This is a genomic window from Epibacterium ulvae (genome assembly GCF_018678075.1).
Lineage (GTDB): Bacteria > Pseudomonadota > Alphaproteobacteria > Rhodobacterales > Rhodobacteraceae > Epibacterium > Epibacterium ulvae_A.
Genome location: NZ_JAHHIR010000075.1, coordinates 1 through 23,493, shown reverse-complemented (window position 1 = coordinate 23,493; position 23,493 = coordinate 1). Strand labels below are relative to the sequence as shown.

24 protein-coding genes, 1 tRNA gene and 2 pseudogenes are annotated in these 23,493 nt (G+C 55.8%); 13 read left to right on the top strand and 14 right to left on the bottom strand.

The features are described 5' to 3' along the window. Positions 1-15 precede the first annotated feature (15 nt). The 5 genes from ccmA to KMP13_RS16315 are packed head-to-tail and all read left to right on the top strand — an operon-like array spanning position 16 to position 2,758. On the top strand, positions 16-630 hold the full coding sequence (gene ccmA, locus KMP13_RS16335; RefSeq protein WP_215267049.1) for a heme ABC exporter ATP-binding protein CcmA: 615 nt from the start codon (positions 16-18) through the stop codon (positions 628-630). Beyond that, a complete protein-coding gene (ccmB, locus tag KMP13_RS16330; protein ID WP_215267048.1) occupies positions 627-1,283 on the top strand; it encodes a heme exporter protein CcmB in 657 nt (218 codons plus the stop codon). The genes ccmA and ccmB overlap by 4 nt, the downstream gene beginning before the upstream one ends. A 38-nt stretch (positions 1,284-1,321) precedes the next feature. Next, on the top strand, positions 1,322-2,077 hold the full coding sequence (gene ccmC / locus KMP13_RS16325) for a heme ABC transporter permease CcmC (RefSeq protein WP_215267047.1): 756 nt from the start codon (positions 1,322-1,324) through the stop codon (positions 2,075-2,077). Beyond that, positions 2,077-2,232, top strand: coding sequence for a heme exporter protein CcmD (gene ccmD / locus KMP13_RS16320; RefSeq protein ID WP_215267046.1), 156 nt, complete (start codon positions 2,077-2,079; stop codon positions 2,230-2,232). Before ccmC ends, ccmD begins: the two co-directional genes overlap by 1 nt. Further along, positions 2,225-2,758 (top strand): DsbE family thiol:disulfide interchange protein, encoded by a 534-nt coding sequence (locus tag KMP13_RS16315; RefSeq protein ID WP_215267045.1) that lies wholly within the window; start codon positions 2,225-2,227, stop codon positions 2,756-2,758. The genes ccmD and KMP13_RS16315 overlap by 8 nt, the downstream gene beginning before the upstream one ends. Before the next feature lie 54 nt (positions 2,759-2,812). Here KMP13_RS16315 and KMP13_RS16310 read toward each other — a convergent pair whose 3' ends face one another. Continuing rightward, positions 2,813-3,097 carry a putative quinol monooxygenase gene (locus KMP13_RS16310; protein WP_215267044.1) on the bottom strand — a complete coding sequence of 95 codons (285 nt, stop codon included), beginning with the start codon at positions 3,095-3,097 and terminating at the stop codon, positions 2,813-2,815. A 384-nt stretch (positions 3,098-3,481) separates the two neighbouring features. Here KMP13_RS16310 and KMP13_RS16305 point away from each other — a divergent pair, with 384 nt between their 5' ends. Next, positions 3,482-4,171, top strand: coding sequence for a DUF1223 domain-containing protein (locus tag KMP13_RS16305; RefSeq protein ID WP_251363906.1), 690 nt, complete (start codon positions 3,482-3,484; stop codon positions 4,169-4,171). Positions 4,172-4,180: 9 nt separating this feature from the next. On the opposite strand, the gene KMP13_RS16300 is transcribed toward KMP13_RS16305, so the two are convergent. The 5 genes from KMP13_RS16300 to KMP13_RS16280 form a co-directional block, all read right to left on the bottom strand. Then, positions 4,181-5,095 carry a lysophospholipid acyltransferase family protein gene (locus KMP13_RS16300; protein WP_215267042.1) on the bottom strand — a complete coding sequence of 305 codons (915 nt, stop codon included), beginning with the start codon at positions 5,093-5,095 and terminating at the stop codon, positions 4,181-4,183. A gap of 120 nt (positions 5,096-5,215) precedes the next feature. Continuing rightward, positions 5,216-6,373: a flagellar motor switch protein FliG gene (locus tag KMP13_RS16295; RefSeq protein WP_215267041.1), complete on the bottom strand. Its 1,158-nt coding sequence runs from the start codon at positions 6,371-6,373 to the stop codon at positions 5,216-5,218. Between the two features lie 78 nt (positions 6,374-6,451). Next, complete coding sequence (locus KMP13_RS16290) at positions 6,452-6,985, bottom strand: tetratricopeptide repeat protein (RefSeq protein WP_215267040.1); 534 nt, start codon at positions 6,983-6,985, stop codon at positions 6,452-6,454. A 267-nt stretch (positions 6,986-7,252) separates the two neighbouring features. Then, positions 7,253-8,557 carry an adenylosuccinate lyase gene (gene purB / locus KMP13_RS16285; protein WP_215267039.1) on the bottom strand — a complete coding sequence of 435 codons (1,305 nt, stop codon included), beginning with the start codon at positions 8,555-8,557 and terminating at the stop codon, positions 7,253-7,255. 146 nt (positions 8,558-8,703) lie between these two features. Next, complete coding sequence (locus tag KMP13_RS16280; RefSeq protein WP_215267038.1) at positions 8,704-9,918, bottom strand: bifunctional alpha/beta hydrolase/OsmC family protein; 1,215 nt, start codon at positions 9,916-9,918, stop codon at positions 8,704-8,706. Between the two features lie 96 nt (positions 9,919-10,014). Between KMP13_RS16280 and KMP13_RS16275 the strand changes: the two genes are divergently transcribed. Next, positions 10,015-10,563, top strand: coding sequence for an NUDIX hydrolase (locus KMP13_RS16275; protein ID WP_215267037.1), 549 nt, complete (start codon positions 10,015-10,017; stop codon positions 10,561-10,563). A 79-nt stretch (positions 10,564-10,642) separates the two neighbouring features. Continuing rightward, positions 10,643-11,416, top strand: a complete 774-nt coding sequence (locus KMP13_RS16270; protein WP_251363905.1) for a heme-dependent oxidative N-demethylase family protein — start codon at positions 10,643-10,645, stop codon at positions 11,414-11,416. Here the strand turns inward: KMP13_RS16270 and KMP13_RS16265 are convergent. The 4 genes from KMP13_RS16265 to KMP13_RS16250 all read right to left on the bottom strand — a co-directional run bounded on the left by KMP13_RS16265 (position 11,400) and on the right by KMP13_RS16250 (position 15,560). After that, a complete protein-coding gene (locus KMP13_RS16265) occupies positions 11,400-12,389 on the bottom strand; it encodes a hypothetical protein (protein ID WP_215267036.1) in 990 nt (329 codons plus the stop codon). The genes KMP13_RS16270 and KMP13_RS16265 overlap by 17 nt on opposite strands. Positions 12,390-12,657: 268 nt before the next feature. Beyond that, positions 12,658-13,461: a lytic murein transglycosylase gene (locus KMP13_RS16260; RefSeq protein WP_215267035.1), complete on the bottom strand. Its 804-nt coding sequence runs from the start codon at positions 13,459-13,461 to the stop codon at positions 12,658-12,660. 83 nt (positions 13,462-13,544) lie between these two features. Beyond that, a complete protein-coding gene (locus tag KMP13_RS16255) occupies positions 13,545-14,786 on the bottom strand; it encodes an Hsp70 family protein (protein WP_215267034.1) in 1,242 nt (413 codons plus the stop codon). A 354-nt stretch (positions 14,787-15,140) separates the two neighbouring features. Continuing rightward, positions 15,141-15,560 (bottom strand): winged helix-turn-helix transcriptional regulator, encoded by a 420-nt coding sequence (locus tag KMP13_RS16250; protein ID WP_215267033.1) that lies wholly within the window; start codon positions 15,558-15,560, stop codon positions 15,141-15,143. A 90-nt stretch (positions 15,561-15,650) separates the two neighbouring features. Here KMP13_RS16250 and KMP13_RS16245 point away from each other — a divergent pair, with 90 nt between their 5' ends. Beyond that, a complete protein-coding gene (locus KMP13_RS16245; RefSeq protein ID WP_215267032.1) occupies positions 15,651-16,394 on the top strand; it encodes a YdhR family protein in 744 nt (247 codons plus the stop codon). Between the two features lie 223 nt (positions 16,395-16,617). On the opposite strand, the gene glnA is transcribed toward KMP13_RS16245, so the two are convergent. Together glnA and KMP13_RS16235 are read right to left on the bottom strand one after the other, a co-directional pair. After that, positions 16,618-18,024 (bottom strand): type I glutamate--ammonia ligase, encoded by a 1,407-nt coding sequence (glnA, locus tag KMP13_RS16240; protein ID WP_215267031.1) that lies wholly within the window; start codon positions 18,022-18,024, stop codon positions 16,618-16,620. Between the two features lie 37 nt (positions 18,025-18,061). Next, positions 18,062-18,400: a P-II family nitrogen regulator gene (locus KMP13_RS16235; protein WP_215267030.1), complete on the bottom strand. Its 339-nt coding sequence runs from the start codon at positions 18,398-18,400 to the stop codon at positions 18,062-18,064. 172 nt (positions 18,401-18,572) lie between these two features. On the opposite strand from KMP13_RS16235, the gene KMP13_RS16230 reads away from it, so the two are divergent. The 3 genes from KMP13_RS16230 (at position 18,573) to KMP13_RS16220 (ending at position 21,556) form a co-directional block, all read left to right on the top strand. Next, the gene (locus tag KMP13_RS16230; protein ID WP_215267029.1) at positions 18,573-20,264 is read left to right on the top strand and encodes an NAD(P)H-hydrate dehydratase; all 1,692 of its coding nucleotides are present in this window, start codon (positions 18,573-18,575) and stop codon (positions 20,262-20,264) included. A gap of 163 nt (positions 20,265-20,427) precedes the next feature. Beyond that, positions 20,428-21,339 (top strand): hypothetical protein, encoded by a 912-nt coding sequence (locus tag KMP13_RS16225; RefSeq protein WP_215267028.1) that lies wholly within the window; start codon positions 20,428-20,430, stop codon positions 21,337-21,339. Between the two features lie 133 nt (positions 21,340-21,472). Beyond that, positions 21,473-21,556, top strand: a tRNA-Leu gene (locus KMP13_RS16220). Here the strand turns inward: KMP13_RS16220 and KMP13_RS16215 are convergent. Both KMP13_RS16215 and istA read right to left on the bottom strand, forming a co-directional pair. Beyond that, the gene (locus KMP13_RS16215) at positions 21,520-22,512 is read right to left on the bottom strand and encodes a recombinase zinc beta ribbon domain-containing protein (RefSeq protein ID WP_251363904.1); all 993 of its coding nucleotides are present in this window, start codon (positions 22,510-22,512) and stop codon (positions 21,520-21,522) included. The genes KMP13_RS16220 and KMP13_RS16215 overlap by 37 nt on opposite strands. After that, positions 22,478-23,116 (bottom strand): annotated as a pseudogene (gene istA, locus KMP13_RS16210) (IS21 family transposase); the annotation flags it as partial. The gene KMP13_RS16215 and the pseudogene istA, both read right to left, overlap by 35 nt. Positions 23,117-23,233: 117 nt before the next feature. Here istA and KMP13_RS16205 point away from each other — a divergent pair. Continuing rightward, a pseudogene (locus tag KMP13_RS16205) lies at positions 23,234-23,493 on the top strand (IS3 family transposase); the annotation flags it as partial.

Genomic DNA, 23,493 nt, shown 5'->3' with positions numbered 1-23,493 from the left:
AATTAAAGGCAGGGCATGACCTTAACCGTATCAGATCTCAGCGTTGCGCGTGGCGGTTTGCCTGTGCTCGAGGGGCTGTCATTTGACCTGCCCCCCGGCGTGGCGGTGATCCTGCGGGGCCCCAATGGGATTGGCAAAACGACGCTGCTGCGCACTATCGCAGGCCTGCAACCCCCGCTGAAGGGCACGGTGACAGGTGCCGAGGATCAGGTCGCCTATGCCGCCCACGCGGATGGGATCAAGCTGACATTGACCGTGGCAGAGAACCTTGCGTTTTGGACCCGCGTATTTGACCACACCGGGATTGACGACGCGATCGAAAGCTTCAATCTGACAGCGCTACGCGACCGTCCTGCGGGGGCATTGTCCGCCGGGCAAAAACGTCGTCTGGGTCTTGCGCGGATGCTGGTCACTGGGCGCCCGATCTGGATCCTGGATGAGCCGACCGTTAGCCTAGACTCCGATCATGTGCGCCAATTTTCCGATGTGGTGCGTCGCCATTTGGAAGGCGGCGGCAGCGCCTTGATCGCCACCCATATCGATCTCGGCCTTGAAGGCACTGTTTTGAACGTCGGTCCCTTTAAGGCCGCACCGCCACCGATTGATGACTTCGATGGAGGCTTCCTGTGATTGCGCTGTTGCTGCGAGACCTGAATCTGGCGATGCGCGCCGGTGGCGGCTTTGGCCTGGGGCTGTCGTTTTTTTTGATCGTCACCGTGATGGTGCCGTTTGCCGTTGGTCCCGAAACCGAATTGCTGTCTCGCATTGCGCCGGGTGTGTTGTGGATCGGTGCGCTCTTGGCCTGTCTGTTGTCACTGGATCGTATCCTGGCGCTGGACTGGGAGGACGGCTCGTTGGATCTGCTGGCCACCGCACCCTTGCCGCTGGAAGCCATTGTCACAATCAAATCGCTGGCCCATTGGATCACAACCGGCCTGCCGCTGGTGTTGATTGCGCCGGTGCTTGGGGTGTTGTTGCACCTGCCTGCCAACGCTTATCTGTGGATCTTTGTCTCGCTTCTTTTGGGCACGCCCGCGCTGTCGGTCATCGGCACATTTGGCGCGGCCCTGACCGTTGGTCTCAAACGTGGCGGGCTGTTGCTGTCCCTGCTGGTTCTGCCGCTCTACGTGCCCACGTTGATTTTCGGAGCCGAGATGGCGCGGCGCGGTGCCTCGGGTTTGAGCACCGAGACCCCGATGTTGTTGTTGGCAGGGATCTCTGCCGCCTCTGTGGCGCTGCTGCCCTTTGTCAGCGCCGCTGTTTTACGTATCAATCTGCGCTAAGCTCCGGGACACCAGGACTAGGAAAGGCGAATATACCGATGTCGATCTGGGAATATGCGAACCCAAAGAAATTTCTGGCCACATCTGAAAAGGTGATGCCCGCCCTCTGGGTGCTGTCCATCGCGCTCACGGTGGGTGGCCTGATCTGGGGCTTTTTCCTGACGCCGGATGACTATCGCCAAGGCTCCACGGTCAAGATCATCTTTATCCACGTGCCGGCAGCGCTGATGGCAATCAACGCCTGGTTCATGATGCTGGTGGCCTCGCTGATCTGGGTGATCCGACGCCACCATGTCAGCGCGCTTGCGGCCAAGGCTGCAGCACCGATCGGCGTGGTCATGACATTGATTGCCTTGATCACTGGCGCGCTTTGGGGGCAGCCGATGTGGGGTACCTGGTGGGCCTGGGATCCGCGGCTCACATCCTTTTTGGTGCTGTTTCTGTTCTACCTCGGCTACATTGCCCTGTGGGAAGCAATCGAAGACCCGGACACGGCTGCGGATCTGACCGCGATCCTGTGTCTGGTGGGTTCGGTCTTTGCGGTGCTCAGCCGTTATGCGGTTTTGTTCTGGAACCAGGGTTTGCATCAGGGCGCGTCTGTGATGCGGGCAGGGGCGGTGGCGGGCGACACCGAAGAGCGGGTCAGCAATGTTTTTGCCACACCTTTGTTTGTCTGCATGGGCGGTTTTGCCCTGCTGTTTCTAGTGCTGGTTCTCTATCGTACTGGCACCGAAATACGCGCCCGCCGGATCAAGGCCTTGTTGGCGCGTGAACGTTTGGAGGCTGAAGCTTGATGATTGATCTTGGAAGATATGCAGGCGCGGTTTTGTCGGCCTATGGCGTGTCGCTTGCCATGTTGGTCGCCTTGGTTCTCCTGTCACTGCGACGCGGTCGTAAAGTGCGCGCGGACATGGAAATGATCGAAGAGAGAGGACGCGCCAATGGTTAAAGTCTCTCCGTTGATGGCGGTGCCTGTGCTGGTGTTTGGCGCTTTTGCGACCCTCGCCTTTGTCGGCCTGCACCGCGAAGACCCCGATGGGTTGCCGTCCGTTTTTGTGGGCAAACCGGCGCCTGCGGTGACCTCCGCGCCGTTGTTGGACCACCCGGAATTCACCTCAGCCCAGCTTCAGGACAGCGGCATCAAACTGGTCAATTTCTGGGCCAGCTGGTGCGCCCCGTGTCGCGCCGAACATCCCAATTTGATGGAGCTGGCCAAGGAGTATCCGATCTATGGGATTAACCAGGACTATGGTCAAAAAGAAGCGCAGGGCTTTCTTGACGAGCTGGGGAACCCGTACTCTGGTCTCTTGTATGATGGCAAGAAGCGCCAATCGATCGATTGGGGCGTCTACGGTCTGCCTGAAACATTTGTGATTGATGGTGAGGGAAAGATCTTGTTACGGATCGCAGGCCCGCTGACGCAACGTGTGATCGAAGAGAGCCTGAAGCCAGTGCTACGAGATCCAAACAGCTGATACTTAGAACAACCCGCCAGACTTTGGCGGGTTTTTTTGTTTGACGCGCGCAGGCTATAGCGCGTGAAAAGGCTTGTGGATCGGTTCTTCGGCGACCAGATCCGCGATCTTGTCAAAAATACCTTGCTCCACCCGCCAGTTCAAATAGTCGTCATGGGCTTCGCTGTCTTGCCACATCTGAACCAGCACAATTTCGTTGTGGGGTTTGCTGTGACAGACATGTGCCATGCTGCAGCCGTCAAAGGCGCGGGTTTCTTCAAGAATCGATCCCAAAAGAGCCAACAGTTCGTCAAAACAGGCGACTTCCGGGACAAGCGTAACAATAATAGCTTCGGTCATGCGTGGCTCTTAATATTTGAAAACGTAAAATTTATGTCAATTAGTATACGGTAAAACTGGCTGGGGCTTTGTGCTTTTCCCTCACGATGATTTCACCTTTTTGTTATAGCATGGCAAAATTTTGGATTCCGTGAGGTCAATATGGGACGTTTTAGGTACAGTATAGGCTGTTAAGTTACCGTAACTTAACGTTAAACTCAACGGGGTAACGTTTGGCAACTTCGAAAAATATAAATTCAGGACCCGGTTTCGCGCTCGCTTAACCCTCAAGAATGATTGATTGGTCAGGTGATCAGCCAAAGGTTAACTGTTGCTTACGATTATTTGGGGTTTATCTTTATGCGAATACTGTCCGTCGCTGCCACATGTCTTGGACTAGTTTGCATGCCCATCTTGGCTAAGGCTCAGGATACGGGTGTCACACGAGAGGTGCATAACGCACCGGTGGTTGTTGAACTATTTACGTCTCAGGGCTGCTCGTCCTGCCCGCCGGCAGATGAATTGTTGATGCTTCTGGCACAACAAGACGACGTTCTGGCGCTGGCACTACACGTGGATTATTGGGACTACATCGGGTGGAAGGATCAATTCGCTTCGCCGGCCCATACCAAGCGCCAAAAAGGCTATGCGCATGAAGGTGCGCGTCGCATGATATATACGCCTCAGATGGTTATCATGGGGTATGAGGATGTGGTGGGGGCCAATGCCGCTGCCGTCTCCGAGGCCATCTCCAAATATCGCAAAACACCGCAACGAGTTGCGCTACGCGCGCGTCAGACCGGGACCGAGGTGACGCTGTCTGCCCTCGCGGTGCAGGATGTGCAGGGTTCAGAACCTTTGTTGGTTCATGTGGCGCGGTATGAACCGATGCAAACGGTTGAAATCACACGCGGAGAGTTGCGCGGCCACACATTGGATTATGCCAATGTGGTCGAACATCTGGAAGTGATTGGCCAATGGGACGGAACCGGCGAGTTTTCGGTGACCGTTCCTGTAGAGGGCGCAGAAAAGACAGCTTTCTTTATTCAACAAGGCAGCCACGGCCCGGTCCTGGGCGCACTCAGACTAGACTAATCTGATTGATCAACCCGCAGGTGGTGCGGGTTGGTCGTGATACGGCTTCCAGCGTCGATGGATCCAGAACCATTGACCCATATGCGTGCGTACGAGTTCTTCCAGATCTTTGGTCACCGCGGTCGTCATCGTCAGCGCATCAGTATGTGGTATGGGTTCTTTCATGATGATTTGGAAATCCAAACCGTTTTCCTGGCGAATGGCATAGACCGGGATCATCATAGCATTGTATTTCAAGGCCAGTTCGGCGGTGACAAGTGAAGTCTTCGCAGGCTTGCCGAAGAAATCGATTTCTGCACCGCCAATGGCATGCAGATCGGTGACTACCGCCAGCGTACCACCCTGCTTTAGATAGCGCACCATTTCGACCATACCGCGTTTGCCTTGTTCGAACATTGGCTTGCCGGTGGCCTGGATCGTTTCCACGTAGTGTTTATTGAAATAGGGGTTGGCCATGCGTCGATACAGCGACCCCATCGCAAAACCCATATCGATCAGCTTAACCCGTGCGGCCTCGTAATTTCCGAAATGTGCTGTCACTAGGATAACCGGGCGCCCTTCTGCTTTGGCTGTGGACAGAGCGTCCAAACCATGTCCCGAAATCTCTGCAGCTTGGGCACGTTTCCAGAACGGCTCCCCCGCGTAAAGCTCTGCCAGGGTGCGGCCGGCGTTATCCGCAACTTCGCCGCATGTCCGTGCAACGTCGCGGTCCGGCATCTCAGGGCTGATATACGAGAGGTTGCGTTTGATGCGTTTGGAAATCCCCAGCACAGGTGCCAATGTGCGCACCAGGCCGCCCATCATCCGCACGCGCATCCCATAGGGCAGCGTGCCCATCAAATTGATCACGCCACGCAGCACAAGGTTGCTTGCAAAATACTGCGCCTTTTGCACGCAGTTCAGTTCAGATAAGGGTTTGGGCATAGAATTTCTTGGGCTGCGGGGCTGCGGGGCTGGGACGGCTCGGATGAGCACGTTACATCTCAGCCGCCGCAGGTACAAGCAACCCGTGACAGAAGGGGACAGACGGGTGCCTGTTGGGTTCTATTCTCCTTCTTCATCTTCTTCTGTTGATTTCAGCTCAATCTCACCATTCACAATCATTTCGCGCAGAGCGCTAATGATGTTGGACATGGCAGCTTCACCTTGTTTGCGGTTGACTTTACTGCGCTCTGCAACTTCCTCGCGGATGTTGGTGGCCATACGTGTGGACATGTTGGCCAACAGGAATTCGCTGGATTCGGTGTCTTCGTCGTTTGAGGCAAAGGCAATCGCGGTGACCAGGTCTTGTTGTGGAACCACCCGTGTGATCTTTGGCACATCTGTGGGACTCAAACGCGTGCCGATCAGGGCGTAAGTATAGAGCGACTTACGGACATCGGTTGCGAATTCTTCGTCTTCCTCATCCAATGCGTCCATAACTTCTTCGCGTTTGGCTGCGGGCGATTCGGTCAGGATTGCGCCAACGCGTTCGCCTGGGCTATCTGCAAATGCCATTTCCGGACGTGCATCCACTTGAGCTGCGAGAGACAGGCCAATACGGTCAACAGTTTCCGGGCTAACGGAGCCAGTCTGACGCACAGCATATGTGATGCGACGTGCGAGCGGACCGGGCAAGCAGGCCAGCATCGCTGCTGCCTTGCCGGTGTCCAACATGGACAGCAATACAGCTGCGACCTCGATGCTTTCGGCTTCGGCCAGGGTGGCCAAGTCTTCGGCAGGCAGTTGTTTCAAACGGTCCCAGGGATTGCCGAATTGGCGCACGCCGGCCTCTTTGCGCAGGCGGCTATATGTGTGGCGGCTAATCTTGCCTTCCATCGCGGACAATGCGCCTGCAAGCCCATTTGGGAAGGACAGGCCGACGTTATCCAGCAAATCGGCGAACTCACCCGCGACTGCGTTCAACGTATTGCGATCTACCAGGCTCATTTTGCCCATTTGACGGGTCAGTTCGGTCTGGAGATCTTCGGGCAATTCCTCGATTGGAATGTCGGCGCCTTCGTTCAACAAAAGGCGCACGACAATTGCCGCTTTGGCCTTTCCGCTCAATTCGACCTTGGGGCCGGGAGTAGAAAGGGCAGGTGTGTCGGCCATCGGCGGGGGTGCGGGGGCCATGCCGCCCATTGGTGCGAGGGCTGGAAAGTCACCAAATTCGTCCCCCATTCCCATTGCGGGGAGCGCCAGTGCTGTGTCTTGTTCCATTCTTGAGCCTCAACCAGAAAGATTCTTCTTCTGCTACAGGCTCAAGATATAGGGAGAACGGTAAAAAAAGCCTTAGCCTCAATAACTAAAGCTGCGCCCATCCTCCAAAGAAGCCCGCAACGATACTTCGGCCCAAGTTTCAGCGCCGCCGCGTGTCCGGATTTCCTTCCACTGGGCAAAAGCCTCACCAAGGCGCCCTTCTTGTACCAGACCCTGACCGTAGTAGGAGCGGGCCAAAAGGTTATCGGGATCTGTCTTTAGTGCAGCTTGGTAAAATTGCGTCGCAAGATCAAAATCGCCCTGCTTGCGGTGGGTAAAGCCCCAATAGGTCAACACCCGGCTTTCGTTCTGATCCGACATCGCGGCAAGTGCAGCCTGCGCAGCGTCCAGGCGACCAGCATAGGCCAGCGCGCGCACATCATCATAGAGCTGTTCGTCGTTGAGCGAGGATTCCTCGGGCTTCACACAGCGCCCTTTGTCGGCGTCATACACGCGCTTGCCCCAACATTCTTTGACAGTGTCGGTCGGTTTGGGCGGTGTAGAGTTGTCTTCGCCAGCCGCATAAACGCTGACGGGTAGAACCAGAAGGGTGGCAAGAACTGAAAGGCGCATTTGAGTGTCTCCAAATAACTGTGCGGTAAAACGCGACGATTTAACTGTACTATAAAATAGAGGTTAGCGTGCGTCGGCTCGCAGTTATGTGAAGAAACTCTCACTCAGTGAGATAAATTAAGCGGCTTCACGCGAACGTTTTGGCGGAGGTACGCACGCTTTTCGCGTTGCGCAGAGCACGACAGGCGATACTCAACCTTAGATCAACAAAAAAAGCCCCGCCCGGAGTGCGGGCAGGGCTTCGTTCATGGGGTAAGGGTTTGGGCCTTACTCACCAAAGACACGTTTGAAAATCGTGTCGACGTGTTTGGTGTGGTATTCCATGTTGAATTTTTCGTTGATGCCGTCTGTGGTCAGGGCTGCAACGACATCCGCATCGGCCAAGAGCTCTTCACGGAAGTCGGTGCGGAATTCCCAGACTTTCAACGCGTTGCGCTGCACCATGACATAGGCGTCCTCGCGGTTCACGCCGGCTTGGGTCAATGCCAGCAACACACGTTGCGACATCACGAGACCTGGGAATTTGTTCATGTTGTCCAGCATGTTTTCGGGGAAGATCAACATCTTGTCGATCACACCGGTCAGACGGGCCAGAGCAAAGTCCAGGGTCACACAGGCATCGGGGGCAATCGCGCGCTCAACAGACGAGTGCGAGATATCACGCTCGTGCCACAAGGCGACGTTTTCCATTGCCGGGATCACGGCGGCGCGCACCAGACGGGCCAGACCAGTCAGGTTCTCGGTCAGCACCGGGTTCTTTTTGTGCGGCATCGCAGAGGAGCCCTTTTGGCCCATCGAGAAGAACTCGGCGCCTTCGAGAACCTCGGTGCGCTGCATGTGGCGGATTTCAATCGCGACGTTTTCGATCGAGGAGGCGATCACACCCAGAACGGCAAAGAACATCGCGTGGCGGTCGCGCGGGATCACTTGGGTCGAGATCGGCTCGGGGATGAGACCAAGCTTGTCGCAGACATGTTGTTCAACCGCCGGGTCGATATTGGCAAATGTGCCAACCGCGCCGGAAATCGCACCGGTGGCAATTTCTTCACGTGCCAGTTTCAGACGCGCCAGGTTGCGGTCCATCTCGGCGTAGAAACGGGCAAATGTCAGACCCATGGTGGTGGGTTCGGCGTGGATCCCGTGCGAGCGGCCAACACGTACGGTGTCTTTATGCTCGATCGCGCGTTTCTTCAGCGCGGCCAGCAGACCTTCCATGTCTTTGATCAGAATATCAGCAGAGCGCACCAGCTGTACGTTCAGGCAGGTGTCCAAAACATCCGACGAGGTCATGCCCTGATGCACAAAACGTGCCTCTTCGGAACCAACATGTTCGGCAAGGTGGGTCAGGAAGGCGATGACGTCGTGTTTGGTCACGGCTTCGATTTCGTCGATGCGCGCCACGTCGAATTCCACGTCCTTGGCTCTCCACACGGCGTCGGCGTTTTCGCGCGGGATAACCCCCAGATCGGCCTGCGCGTCGCAAGCATGGGCTTCGATCTCGTACCAGATACGGAACTTGGTCTCGGGCGACCAGATGGACACCATTTCGGGGCGGGAATAGCGGGGGATCATGGGCGAAGGCACCTCTATCAGAATTCGGCAGCAGATGGGCGCGGTTTAGAGGAGGTAGCCCAAAACAGCAAGAGCAGCCACCACAGCGCAGCGGGCCGTGGTGACATTTGGTCCTGCGTATTTCGCCCGCGCGGGCAAGTGGGAAGTCACTCAGACAGGCGCGTGATCACTTTGGCGCTGTTTTCCAGCGTCCGGTGCACCGGGCATTTGTCGGCGATCTCCATCAGCTTGGCGCGTTGCTCGCCGTCCAGATCGCCGCTCAGATGGACGATGCGGGTGAATTGGTCGATCTTGGCCGCAGCACCGGGAAAGGCATCTTGCGCGTGGACCTTGTCGTGGCAGACCTCAACACTGACGCTGTCGAGCGGCCATTCCTTGCGGCGGGCATACATGCGGATCGTCATGGAGGTACAGGCACCAAGCCCGGCCGCCACAAACCCATAGGGCGACATGCCCCGGTTGGTGCCGCCATAGGCCTTGGGCTCATCGGCCAAGACGTGGTGATGGGGGCCAGATTGGATGTCTTGCAAGAAACCTTCGGGGTCTGCTTCGCTCACCCGCAGGACACCTTCGGGGGCACCGGGGGGTGGTGCAGGCGGGGACAGGTCCACATAGCGCCCGGCCCATGCGGCAATCACTTGGGCTGCATATTCCGCATCACGGGCGCGGGAAATCAGGTGGTCGGAATCATCAAGCGTGACAAAGCTTTTGGGATGTTTTGCGGCGCGAAAAATCTCAGCCGCGTTGTCGACACTGACGGTGCTGTCCGTGGGCGCATGCATCACCAAAAGTGCCGCGTCGAGCTCGGCAATCGCGACATCCATCTGGGCCTGGCGAATGTCGTCGACAAAGCGTTTGCCGATCACAAACGGCCGCCCGCCCAGCGAAACCTCGGCTGATCCGGTCTCTTCAATCTCGGGCAAGGCGTCCTGGAAATGGAGCGCCACATGCGCCGGATCAAAGGGCGCGCCAAGCGTAACCACACCTTTGACCGAGGGAATGCCGGCCCGCGCGCGCAACACGGCTGCACCGCCCAGCGAGTGGCCAATCAGCAGGTCGGGCGCCATATCGCGTTGGGTCAGATGCGCCGCCGCGGAAATCAGATCTTCGACGTTGGAGGAGAAATCCGTGTTCTCAAACTCGCCCTCGGAATGGCCAAGACCCGTGAAGTCGAACCGCAAAACGGCAATCCCCATGCCCGACAGCCGCGCCGCAATCCGACGGGCGGCGGGAATGTCCTTGGAACAGGTAAAGCAATGTGCAAAGAGCGCGGTCGCCAGAACCGGCCCTTCGGGCAGGTCCAAGCGCGCGGCAAGCGGCGTTCCGGCATGGCCGGAGAATGTGATCCGTTTGGTGGGCATGAAGTTTGGCTTTTCTGGCTGAGTCGCCCTAGGGTGGAGCGTTGCGTCAACAGGGGCAAGACGCGGCTGGGAGTTGTCACAAAGAGGTGAAAGAAGATGAGCCAAAAAACGCTCGACGGGGTTGGATGTTACACGCCTGTCTCAGACCGTGATCACGCTATGTGGGAGGAATTACGGAGCTTTTGCGCCCATGAGCCCAAGGCGTTTGGGCGCGACCCGGAAACGGGCCATGTGACAGGCTCGGCCTTTGTTCTTTCACCGGATCACAGTGAGGTTTTGCTGACCCATCACGCAAAGCTGGATCGTTGGTTGCAGCTGGGCGGGCATTGCGATGGCATCGCGGATGCGGGGTTTGTGGCCCAGAAGGAAGCCTATGAGGAAGGTGGGTTGCGTCGGATTGAGCGGGTTGAGCGGGAGGTCTTTGATGTGGATATTCACGAAATTCCGGCGCGAGGGGACGCGCCTGCGCATCTGCATTACGACGTGCGGTTCCTGTTTGTGGCTGTGGACAAGGATATCCGCGTCAGCGACGAGTCGCACGCATTGGCCTGGGTGCCGGTTGCGGATCTGGAAGACTATACTGACACGCTGTCGGTTTTGATCCTGCAGCACAAACTTGACCGGTTCTTAAGCGGAGGCGCCTGACGGCGCCACAGGTTTAGCCTGAAGGCCCCAGGACTGGGCCTTTCAGGCGATTTGGCTCTTTTGCGGCTGGGAAATTCATATGACGACGGACAGCATGATACTTCAAACCACTTTGCCTTATGATCCATTCGCCCCCAAGCCATTGCCGAGGATTGCGCCACTTGATCCCGCAGATTGGCTGATGCGCGATGAATGCGCGGCGGCGCAGATTGGATTGCGGCGTCAATTGATGGCAGAGCACGGCGACAAGGTCGTCAGATGTGCACCGAGTGCTGCGGAAGCTGCCGGGGAACTGCTGGAGGCGGTTCGTGAACGGCTTTATCCGGGACAGGGGGATGAGGTTGAGTTACCCGACGGGGAGCGGTTTTATGTGGATGCCGCAGACCCGATGCGCAGTCTGGGTGCCTTGGCACAGCAGGATTTTTGCGTTTTGCAAAAGCCGGAGGGCTCAGATGAGCATGTTCTGACGGCGGCGACCTTATGTTTTCCGGCCAGCTGGCATCTTTCAGAGAAGTTTATGCGCCCGTTGACGCAAATCCACGTGCCGGTGCCAGAATATGACGCAGCGGTTGCCAAGCGGGTGCAACGGTTGTTTGACGGGGTGAACGTGGGACGGCCCATGTGGCGGTTTAATGCGCTGTGGTATGACAACGCCGATCTCTACCACCCGGATCGCGACCCGGTCGCGCCGCATCTGGAGCGCAGTCAGGCTGGGAGTTATCTACGCAGTGAGCTGCAAAGTATAGTGCGGCTGCCCCGGACCGGTGCTGTGGTCTTTTCCATACACACGCGTGTTGTCGCCCGCGCGCAGGTCTTGGCGCAATTTGCGCCAGATCTTACTGCAGCAGGTTGATTGCCGCGCGGACCATGCCGGCGCTGTGCAGATAGAGGGCGACGGCTGTCAGCGCCAGGATCTGGAGACTATAGCGAAGCTCGCTTTTACGCAGGCATTTGAAGGCGTGCAGAGCCTTGGCAACCGGCTGTTTCGCAAGGGTCAAAATATTGCCCACTGAGAACAAGCCGCGGCGGTGTTCCGTGTCGGAGCTAAGCGGTGTGTGTGTAACACCAGCAGTGTCTCCATTATCATTATGGCTCGCCATCAGGATCTCATCACATTGGTGTTCAATCTCACGCACGGCCACATCAACCGGTTCAAAGACCGACCGACCACGGGGGCGCGTGGGCTGTGGTGTCGTCGCCTCAACCAATGTGCGGTCATAGGTAACAACGGCGGTTGTCTCGGGGGCGGTGGTTGGATCTGCCTTGGGGCGGTCCAACACAGTTGTCGCGGCTGAGGCGCCTCCATCCCAATAAGCGAAGTCATCGGAATCGGGTTCCGGCAGGGTGAACACGCCGGGCAACGCCTCTGGAACGCGGGCGTCGTCCGGGGTGTCAAAATCACTTGGATCGATGGTCTCAAACGCGCTCAGGAACTGGTTACAGGTCAACAGGAACGGCGCATCCAACCATTTGACGCTTTCGGCCTCCAGTTCAACCACAAGATTGTGCAACAGCGCCGCCAACAGCATTTCGGTCAGTTCACGGTCGCAGACCTCGGGAAACAGGGGCGCCAGACGTAGCTCCAGCATATCACCATCGCATTGCGGCGCTTTCCAACCCCGTTTCATACGCGGACGGTGGCGGACTTCCACTTCGAATTGGTCGAGATCCATGCTGACCGCCGCAGCGCTGCGCGACACAAATGTATGCACATCGTGACCGTGGTCTTCGAACGTGTCGATGATGATCGGGGTCGCACGGGAAAGCGCGTCTGCAAACTGACCACTGAAGCCCAGTTTCCCTTTGTATACGTCACTCTTTATCATCACCGGGGTTCTCCCATTGGCTGTACCGATGAGAGAAAGATAAAATTTGAAAGAGCAAAAATTTGGGCGGACAAACAGATTTTTTGACCGTAAATTGCGACCTGGATGGATGAAATGAGACAGCGCATAAACTGTTGCTAATCAGAGAGTTGCCCGTATTTTTACGCATGCGTTATCGTGAATGTGACGAAAGCTGGGCGCAAAATCTTCACATTTGTGCCTCAGGTTGATTAACGATGCGCACAGTTTACAGAATCTTTGACCGCTTTTATCCATCGATACGGCGACCCATCAGCGCCAAAGATTGTTGGTAGACGGTCGCCGCGTTCCATTCTTTCAAAACTTTGAAATTTGGCTCGCCTTCTTGATAGCCCTTGCCGGGACGCCAGCCTTTCTTGCGCAGGAAATGCGCGGTTGAGGCCAGCGCGTCCTGGAAGCTGTAGAAATCCACCCGCCCATTGCCGTCCCAGTCCACACCAAACCGCAGGGCATTGCCTGGCAGGAACTGTGTATGGCCCAGCTCACCGTGTTTGGCGCCCTTGGTAGATGGCGAAATCGCGCCCTGGTCGACCAGTTTCAGCGCACCAATGGCGTGGGGTTCGAAAAACTCGGACCGGCGACAATCATAAGTCAGGGTCACAATGGCGGAGACCACGTCGCTGTCGCCCATGTAATTGCCAAAGGCCGTCTCCATCCCGTGAATGGAAATCAGGATGCCAGCTGGCACGCCATAGGTCTGCTCCAACGCGGCATAAAAGGTGGCGTTGCGGGCTTTGTGACGACGTCCTTGCGCGACAATCGTATTGGCGCCGCGGATTGCCATGAATTTGTCGAGAGAGTAGCGAAAGCTTTTCTGATTGCGGTCCGCCGCGATGGTGCGATTGGCATAGCGCGCTTGGCCGAGGGCGGCGAGCCCTGCGCGTTTGACACCGGCGCGTTTGGCTGTGCGGGCGAAGTCCTGTTTCCAGATCTCAAACCCGGTCGCGGTATTGCCACAGCTTGCCGCAAGGGCCGCGCTGGAAAATCCAAATGTGGCCAAAGATAGTGCAGCCAATACATAACGCAGTTTCATCACATCATCCCTCCCGTGAAGGTCCGAAATTGCGAACCGTCACGGGTATTAGGCCAGACTTTTGCATGTGACGCAAACGCGCGTTAGGCAAAGGCATCCGCAGCGGCCAAAGCCAGCCCATCGGCGACGGCGGTCATTGCGCGCTCGTTCTCGATGGCGGCACCGGGGCAGAGGTCGCGCAACTCAGCCTCAACCGCGTTCAGCAGCGAGGAGCCACCCACCATCACCAGCCGTGTGACGTCTTCGGCCTTGGCACCGGCCATTGTCAGGGTCTCTTGGGCAGCGGTGCGAATGGTTGTCATGGCGTCAGACAGGGATTGGTCCATCTCTGCGGTCTCTAGCGGAGACGACAGACCCCGTTCAACCAGGCGCAGGTCGATCTTGGCGCTTCCGTCGGGGGTATTGGCGGCAATCTTGCCGGCCTCCACCGCAAAGGCGAGATCATGCCCGACCTCTTCTTCGATAACCGACACCAGACGTGCGAGTTTGTCCGGCTCCTGGGCATTGCGCTGCAGATCTTCTGCCATGCGCAATGTCTCACGCGTATAAAGGAACGGGATCATCTGCCAGGTCGCGAGATCGTTGAACAGACGCGACGGCGCGGTCAGGCTGCCACCGCCCATAGAGTTGCGGATCTGACTGCCACGTCCCAACAGGGGCATCACGTGATCAATGCTGATCTGGCGGTCAAAATCGGTGCCGCCCAGACGCACACCGTGGCTTGCCAGAATTCGCGTCGGCGCTACGTCTTCCTGAACAAAGGCGGTAAAGTCCGAGGTACCACCGCCAATGTCCACCACCAGCCCAAGACCCGGTGTCGGAGCCGCAGAGCGCAGCGCGGCTTCGGGTTCATACATAAAGGTCACGTCCTGAAAACCGGCCTCTTGGTAACACAGGCGCAGATCTTCTTCGGCCTTTGCATTGCGCGCGGCATCGGCACTGTGGAACCGCACGGGACGTCCCGACAGCGCATGGGTGAAGTCCATCCGGGTCTGATCTTCGGCACGTTTCTTCACCTCGGCCAGAAACCGCGCGATTATCGTGACAAAGGTCAGCCGTTCACCGCCCAGCCGTCGCTGTTCATGCAGCAACGGCGTGCCCAGCAGGCTTTTGAGGGCGCGCAGAAACCGACCCTCATCCCCGTTGATCAATCCGCGCGTGGCACTTCGACCAATCCGCATCCGGTTGGGGTTCACCTCAAAGAACACGGCGGTGGGCAATGTATTCTCCCCCGGTTCCAGCTCCACCAGCCACGGGTGCCCGTTCACCGAAATCCCCGCAGCCGAATTGGAGGTGCCAAAGTCAATTCCAAGGGTATGTGGCATGATGGGAGAGCTCCAGTGATCAGGGGAGGCTGTGACGAGGAGGGGGATGGCTAAACCCTGTCTCTTGATGACGCAAGCCCAAAGGGCACCATTTCATCAAAACATCACCCTTTGGCAAAAAACCAACTTGGGTGCCTGCCGTGCACAGGTGGTAAATGTGTCGAGAAACCGTTTTCGGATGGCTCCGGTCTGCGGGAGGGGGAGCTTTTTAGAGCGGGAAGATGTCCGTTGTGCGGGACCAACGGTTCGCTGAATTTCAAATCCTGAATGGCTGCTGCTAAGCCATAAGGTGCTGCAAAGCCAACAATGCGTTACTGTTTCTGGGTCGCGCGAAGATTGCGATTTTGAGTGTCTTTAATCGGTGGTGTTATCCGTCTGACGCAGCTCTCTTTCGAACCCGCCACGGTCAGATTGCACGATGTTGAAAGCTTCACTCTTCGGGGCATCGGCTTCATTGTAAGTGCCTCCCCATAGGATAATTTCTGACAGAAGCGGTGCAAGATCGCGCCCTTTTGGCGTCAATTCGTATAGGGAACTTCGCCAGTTGTCAGGATTTTTCCGCCTTTCAACGATACCATGTCCTTCCAAGTGCCTCATGCGTTGAGCAAGGATATTTGTTGATATCCCCTCCCACCCATCAAGCAACTCAGCGTAGGTTTTGACGCCTTTAATCGCGAGATCTCGGATGATCAGAAGCGACCAACGATCTCCGAACACACTGAGAGCGTAGTCGATTGGGCATCCTGAAAGAGGTCGTTTGTTTTTCGTGTTCATTCCGCTTTCTTAAATTATCAACTTGCATTGTGCAACATGATAAAGGATACAGCCATCAACTTGCATAACGCAAGTCGATAGGAGCGCTAAATGAATACATCCAATCTCACTCAGTCTGCAATGCTGAACCGCCGCGAAATGCTCATTGCTACCGCAAGCGCTGCCTTGGCGCCCTCGATCATTCATGCAAAGGAAACACCCATGTCCCCAAAAGCATTTGTCTACACCGAAGTGGCAATTTCGGTTCTGTTCGACCAAGCCCCCTGGGCAACCATCAATGACCAAATTAAAAAACAACCTGGTTTCTTGAACAAGACTTGGCTTCACGGTCACGGCACGGGGTCAATTGGTGGCTTTTACGCGTTCGACAGCCTTGAGAACGCCAAACACTTCGTCACAGGATACTTCCCAACTGAGCCGCGTAGCTTTGGTGTTGCCCACAACACGCGCGTATTCGATGCGCAGATTGTCAAGGCGGCAAGTGAAGACTTGGGATCCGTTCACTACGGAGCATCGCCGAGGCAAGCACCTGGCGCGTTTGTTTACACTGAATTGCAGTTCTCGCAGCCATTCGACGCCTTTGACTGGCAGACACGCAACATGACACTCAAACAGGTGCCCGGCATTCAGAGCAAAGTCTGGCTCAGCGGCGTTTCGACCAATACCCTTGGTGGCTTTGATGCGTTTGATACTGTTGAACAAGCGCTCGACTACGCCATCAACCAGTTCCCTGAGGTTGCAGAGAAATTGGGAGTGGCTTTCTACACAAGAGTCTTTGATGCGACAACGACAGAAGACGCAAGTCGTCAAATGCAATCCCCATTTTATAGCTGATCAAACCGCAAAAGCGCGCCTCGGCTGTAGCTGAGGCGCGTCTCAATTTCATGGCAATTTGTCGCTACCGGATATTCGTGCTCTGCGCAGCATCGGTCGAAGTGGACTCAATACTGACATTCACTCTTGGCGAAAGGCCCCTCAGTTAACCTCGTACCCCCATCCCAAACGCAAAACAGGCGCCCTGTGGGACGCCTGTTTTTTAACTTTTCCAAACTGCAGATTAGCAGCTGTAGTACATGCCGAACTCAACTGGGTGCGGTGTGTGCTCGAACAGTTCGACTTCTTCCATCTTAAGTTCGATGTAGCCTTCGATCTGGTCTTTGGTGAACACGTCGCCTTGCAGCAGGAAGTCGTGGTCGTCTGCCAGGCATTCCAGCGCTTCGCGCAGGGAGCCACAGACGGTTGGGATGCCAGCCAGCTCTTCTGCGGGCAGGTCATAGAGGTTTTTGTCCATGGCTTCGCCCGGATTGATCTTGTTCTTGATGCCGTCAAGGCCAGCCATCAAGAGAGCAGCAAACGCCAGATAGGGGTTCGCGGCAGGATCAGGGAAACGAGCTTCTACACGCTTGGCTTTGGGGCTTTCGGTCCATGGGATACGGACACAACCCGAGCGGTTACGTGCAGAATACGCACGCAGAACGGGGGCTTCGAAGCCCGGGATCAGACGCTTGTAGGAGTTGGTCGACGGGTTGGTGAAGGCGTTCAGCGTTTTCGCGTGCTTCAGGATACCACCGATGAAGAACAGAGCTTCGTCGGACAGATCCGCGTATTTGTCGCCAGCGAACAGAGGCTTGCCGTCTTTCCAGATCGACATGTTGACGTGCATACCGGTGCCGTTGTCGCCGTAGATCGGCTTGGGCATGAAGGTTGCAGATTTGCCGTAAGCATCGGCCACATTGTGGATGATGTACTTGTATTTCTGCAGCTCGTCGGCTTGCTTGGTCAGGCTGTCAAAGATCAGACCCAGCTCGTGCTGACAAGACGCCACTTCGTGGTGGTGCTTGTCAACTTTCATGCCGATGCGCTTCATCGTCGACAGCATTTCGGAACGCAGGTCTTGCGCTTCGTCGGTGGGGTTCACCGGGAAGTAGCCGCCTTTGACGCCGGGACGATGGCCTTTGTTGCCCATCTCGTATTCGGTGTCAGTGTTCCAGGATGCGTCGGTTGCATCAACTTCGTAGGATACTTTGTTGATCGAGTTCGAGAAACGAACGTCGTCAAACAAGAAGAATTCTGCTTCCGGACCCATGTAAGCTGCGTCGCCCATGCCTGAGGACTTCAGGTAGGCTTCGGCTTTCTGTGCGGTACCGCGGGGGTCACGCTCATAGGATTCACCTGTGTCGGGCTCAACGATGGAGCAGTGAATGCAGATGGTTTTTTCCGCATAGAACGGATCCACATATGTCGATTCCAGATCGGGGATCAGTTTCATGTCGGATGCTTCGATCGACTTCCAGCCAGCGATCGAGGAGCCGTCAAACATAAAGCCTTCCTCAAGGAAGTCTTCGTCAACCATGTCCACGTCTACAGTGACGTGCTGAAGCTTGCCGCGAATATCCGTGAAACGGATGTCCACATATGCGGCTTCTTCCTCCTTGATCAGCTTCAGAACTGCTTCTGCGCTCATTCCCTATTTCCCTTCCAATAGTGTGATTTGGATGTAGTTACAGCGCTTCCGAACCGGTCTCACCGGTGCGAATGCGGATGGCTTGTTCAACGCTGCTGACAAAAATCTTGCCATCACCGATCTTGTCGGTTTTTGCAGCTTCAACAATGGCGTCAATCGCCGCGTCGACTTGGTCGTCATCCAGCACGACTTCGACTTTTACTTTGGGCAGAAAATCTACCACATATTCGGCACCACGGTAGAGTTCGGTGTGGCCTTTTTGGCGTCCAAACCCTTTTACTTCAATGACCGAAAGCCCCTGAACACCCACGTCCTGAAGAGCCTCTTTGACTTCATCCAGCTTGAACGGTTTGATGATGGCTTCGATTTTTTTCATGGGTTGGCGCTCCTCTCAACCTTGTCGACACATCACAGATCATTTCTAAATGGTAGCCACAATGAATTGCGGGTGTCATAGATGCAATCCCGGGGCTAGGCCAAGTGTAAATGATTAAAAAATGACCTTAACGATTAAAAAATAATCAAAATGAAAACCGTGGGTGTAAACGATGACTGATTTGCTGACCGCAGCCCAGATGCGGGCGATTGAAAAAGCAGCAATTGACAGTGGTGAGGTCACCGGGCTGGAGCTGATGGAACGCGCGGGTCAGGGCGTGGTTGAGGCGATTTTTGAGGAATGGCCAGTGTTCTTGGAGCCGCCAGAGCGGGGGCCAGCCCCCGCACCCCCGAAGTATTTGGGAAAAGATGAAAGTGATACCGTGCCGGCGCGCCGGGCCGTGGTTTTATGTGGTCCGGGAAAAAATGGGGGCGACGGTTTTGTGGTGGCGCGGCTCTTGCATGCACGGGGCTGGGCGGTTGAGGTGTTTCTGTATGGGGATCCAGAAAAGCTGCCGCCTGATGCGCGGTTGAATTATGAGCGGTGGCTGGAGTTGGGGGCGGTTCAAGCGAGGTCGATCGATCCTCCGCCTCTCGTCGATGACACTTTGCCGCTCCCCACTTGTTTCGAACTCATTGTTGATGGCTTATTTGGAATAGGCCTCACACGGCCCTTCAAAGGTCTGTTTTCCTTTTTGGCGCACCAACCGGCCCGAGCTATAATTCAAGACCGAGGCGTGCGCGTAGTTGCTATCGACACGCCAAGCGGTTTGTGTTCCGACAGCGGACATGTGCTGGGGAAAGCGATTGAAGCGGGTCTCACAGTGACTTTTCACAGGCCGAAGCTTGGACATTTTCTTGGGGAGGGTCCTGGCACCTCTGGGACGTTGGTCACAAAAGACATCGGTCTCGCCGACGCCTATGAGATTGGTTATGCGAGCTGCGCCGCCATCGAGCAGATTTCTGGAACACAACGGATTGAACGTTGCGTTTGCCGCTTGGCGCAGCCGCCGCTGAACTCTGATTTATCCAAGGAAAGCGAAGAACATAAATACTCCCACGGCCACGCGCTGATCCTGTCGGGTCCCTCCGGAAAAACGGGTGCGGCGCGGCTGGCTGCGCGCGGGGCTTTGCGGATCGGGGCTGGGTTGGTGACGCTGGGTGTGCCTCAATCTGCGTGGTTTGAAGTTGCCAGTCAGATCACGGCTTTGATGATGGCTGAACTTGAAAGCGCGGAAGATCTTGCCGCAGCGCTTGAGGATGACCGAATAAACGCGCTGTGTCTTGGGCCGGGCTTGGGGCTGGAACGGGCATGGGCGCTTGTTCCTGTGGCCCTGAGCGATCCCACACGTCACGTCGTGTTGGATGCGGATGTGCTGTCGGCCTATGCGGATGATCCAACTGTACTCTTTGGGATGCTGCATGAAAACTGCGTGTTAACGCCTCACGCGGGGGAGTTTGCGCGTTTGTTCCCGGATATCGCAGACAAGCTTGTAGCGCCGGCCACAAAAGGCCCTGCCTATTCCAAAGTGGATGCGACGCGGGAGGCTGGCGAACGGGCCGGGTGTACGGTTCTGTTAAAGGGGCAGGACACGGTGATAGCGTCGCCTTCAGGGGTATGTGCGATCAACGCTGCCCTGTATGAGCGCAGTGCTCCCTGGCTTGCGACCGCGGGTTCCGGCGATGTCTTGGCTGGGTTCATCACCGGCCTTGTGGCGCGCGGGTTTTCACCGCAATCCGCGGCTGAGACCGCAGCCTGGCTGCATGTGGAATGTGCGCGATCCTTTGGGCCGGGACTTGTGGCCGAAGATCTTCCCGAAGAACTGCCAAAAGTGTTTAAAGAACTTGCGTTCCAAAAGCAATGAAAATGGCTACAACGAACTAATCTTACTTTTCCCTGTTTGAAGTTTGGGTTACCAAACTGGCATGAGCTTTTGTTTTATTTCCCCAGGCGGCTTTACAGGCGGGCCCTTAGCCCTTCACCAAGCCGCCGCTTCGATGCGAGAGATTGGGGCTGAGGCCTCTGTCATGTATATCAACGACTTAGAGCTCGCGCATGGAGAACATGCTTTTGCCTGCGTCGATGATCAAATCGTTATGCGTAAGCCCAAGATGCCCAAGCGTTGGAAGTTTTGGAAAGAGTTCCCTAAGGAAACCGAGATCGACGCCCGGCTTTCTCAGTTTCAAGTTCCGCGTGTTGAGGTGATAGCGAAAGAAACCCATTTCGTTGTCCCTGAAGTTTGGCCTGAATTGGCCTTTGCGCTGCTTCAACACGGGTGTCCAAATGTACACTTCTGGTGGCTGAGCGTTGACAATTTCCCTTTGACTTCGTTGAAACAACTCCTGCATCAAAAGCTTATCCGAAGCTGTAGTAATCTGTGCCAAAGCGAATACGCAGCTGATTTCGCGCGTAAAAACGGTGCGACTGACGTGACAATGTTGACTGACTTTATCGATTTGGATGAAATTGCTGCGCCAATCCCGACAGAAGACCGCACGTATGACATCTGTTATCTGCCCAACAAAGCGCGTGGAGCGGACGAGATCTGGTCTGAGCTGGAACAGGATTTTAATCTGGTCCCGTTGCAAAATATGAGCCGGGCCGAAATCGTTTCGACATTGGCCGATTGCAAGATTTTTCTCGATTGCGGTTTCCATCCAGGGAAAGACCGCGTGCCGCGTGAAGCTGCGCTATGCGGATGTTTGCCGCTGGTCCGGCGCGAAGGGGCTGCGCGTTTTGAAAACGATGTTCCGCTGCCAGATAGCTTGTTTGCGCCCACAGAGCTGTTTTTGGAGCCACAAAGATTGCGTTCGAAGATACATGATGTGCTGGAGAGTTCAGCCAAGTTTGACGGCGTATTGGAGCAATACCGCACCGTTATAAGAGGTGAGCGTGAGGTTTTTGAGGAAGAACTTCGCGCGTTGATCGCTAGAGTTTAGCCAACTGACGCTCATTTTTGCCCTACTGATTTGCCCGTTGCAAAACATAGTAGGTCAGTGCATTTTTCGCTCGCATCTCCTGTATCACTTTGCTAGAGAACGCCAGCAACAGGATTGGACCTGTTCCAGATGTGCGGGTGTGGCGGAATTGGTAGACGCACCAGATTTAGGTTCTGGCGCCTATGGCGTGGGGGTTCGAGTCCCTTCACCCGCACCATTACACTTTTCCCTATACTGAAGCACCCTTAATGCCTTGAATGGTATGGATAATTCTGGTGTTCTAGCTCCCTCAATCCGATGGTACGCAAAACGGTCCACAAAGGCCAATCTGAGCAGTGCTTTGCGCAGAGTGATGTTTCCGCTATCCCAAAGTTTCCAAGGGTTTGCGAGGAACTGAAGTGAGTGTTCTAGCATCTCTTCCAGTCTCCCCTGTTTGGGAGCGTGATGGATCATAGAATCCTGCAATCTGACCTTAGTTTTCTCTAGTCTGGCGATCTTTTCCTCATAGGCACCGATCACAGAGTCATTGGTTGCGTTGATGATCCGTGAGAGCAATGAGTCGATCTGCTTTTCAGCTTCAGTGATTTGCCGTTGGACGGACGCCTTCGCGTCTTTGATCTGTTCTGACCTGCCATCCCATGCTGCATGGAACATCGTTTTCGCCAGAGCGAACATTGTCGGGCTGGGTTCAAGAGTTTTGACGACTTCGCCAAAGGCATTTTCTAATTTGTCACGCGGGATGGATTTGCCGTAGCTGGCGCACCCCTTGGTCTGACACAGATAGTATGGATAGTGCTTGTTCTTTCCTTTGGACCATGAAGAGCGCAGCGGCACATTGCACTCACCGCAGGTCACGAATCCACGCAGTGCAAAATCTTCACCGATGTTTTTACGTGCAGGAGCCACCGCAGCGTTTTTCTGGCGCTTTTGTGCCTTATCGAAGGTTTCGAGCGAGATCAGCGGCTCATGCTGCCCTTTGAGCCAGTTCAGGCCATAGTTCTCACTACAGATATATCCTGCATAGAGAGGCTGGTTCAGAATATCGGTGACACGCTGCTGATTCACCTCACCATGCTTGTTCCGTGGAAAATCGGGATGGGATTCAAATAATCTCTTCACTTCAGCCTGTGTTTGAAAGCGCCCCGAACCGCTGAGTTCGCTGTCGTGTGCCATCTGGCAGGATTTTGGAGACCAGACATCTGTCGTTGTCATAAAGGATCGACTGAGGCACCACCCCAAAGAACGCGAAGGCATGAACATGCCCGTCCAACCAGGCCTCGGTGTTTGCGGCGGGATACGCGCGAACATAACAGGCATCGCTATGGGGCAGGTCCAGCGCAAAGAAATAGGCCTTCTGCTCAACACCACCGATCAAAACCAGTGCTTCGCCAAAATCAGCCTGCGCATGCCCGGGCGGATGGCGCAACGGCACAAACATCTCGCGCGAACTGCGCTTCTTTGTGCGCACGTAATCTTTGACGATCGTGCAACCGCCGTCGAACCCGCATTCATCACGAAGGCGCTCAAAAATGCGCTTGGCCGTATGTCGCTGTTTGCGAGGACGCGCCTTATCTTCCGCCAACCACTGATCAATCTGATCGACATAAGCATCCAGCTTTGGCCGTTTGATCTCCGCAGTCCGGCGATACCCCGGCGGTTGCGAATACGCCAACATCTTCGCAACGCTGTCTCGACTGATCCCAAAATCCCGAGCGATACGACGCCCACTCAACCCATCCTGAAAATGAGCGCGGCGCACCTTCAAATACAATTCCACGGTGAAAATCCTCACGCCCTCCCATCAAATGAAAGGGCAAAAGTGGCCGACTTTTAAGCCGCCCGCGACAGCACAACGCCGCCGCTACCGTGGCCGAGTATGGCTCCGCCGATTACATTTTATGGCGTTCGTCAAATGACGTGGCATCTTCGCAATGAAGACCATCTGGTGAACGAGAAGCGCATCCGCCGCCTTATGCGGTTGATGGGCCTTATGCCGATTTATCACAAACCCAACACCAGCAAGGCAGCGAAGGGTCACAAGATTTATCCATACCTGCTGCGTGGCCTGCGTGTGGGTCGGCCCAACCAAGTTTGGTGCGCCGACATCACGTACCTGCCGATGCGGCGTGGGTTTCTATATTTGGTCGCCATCAT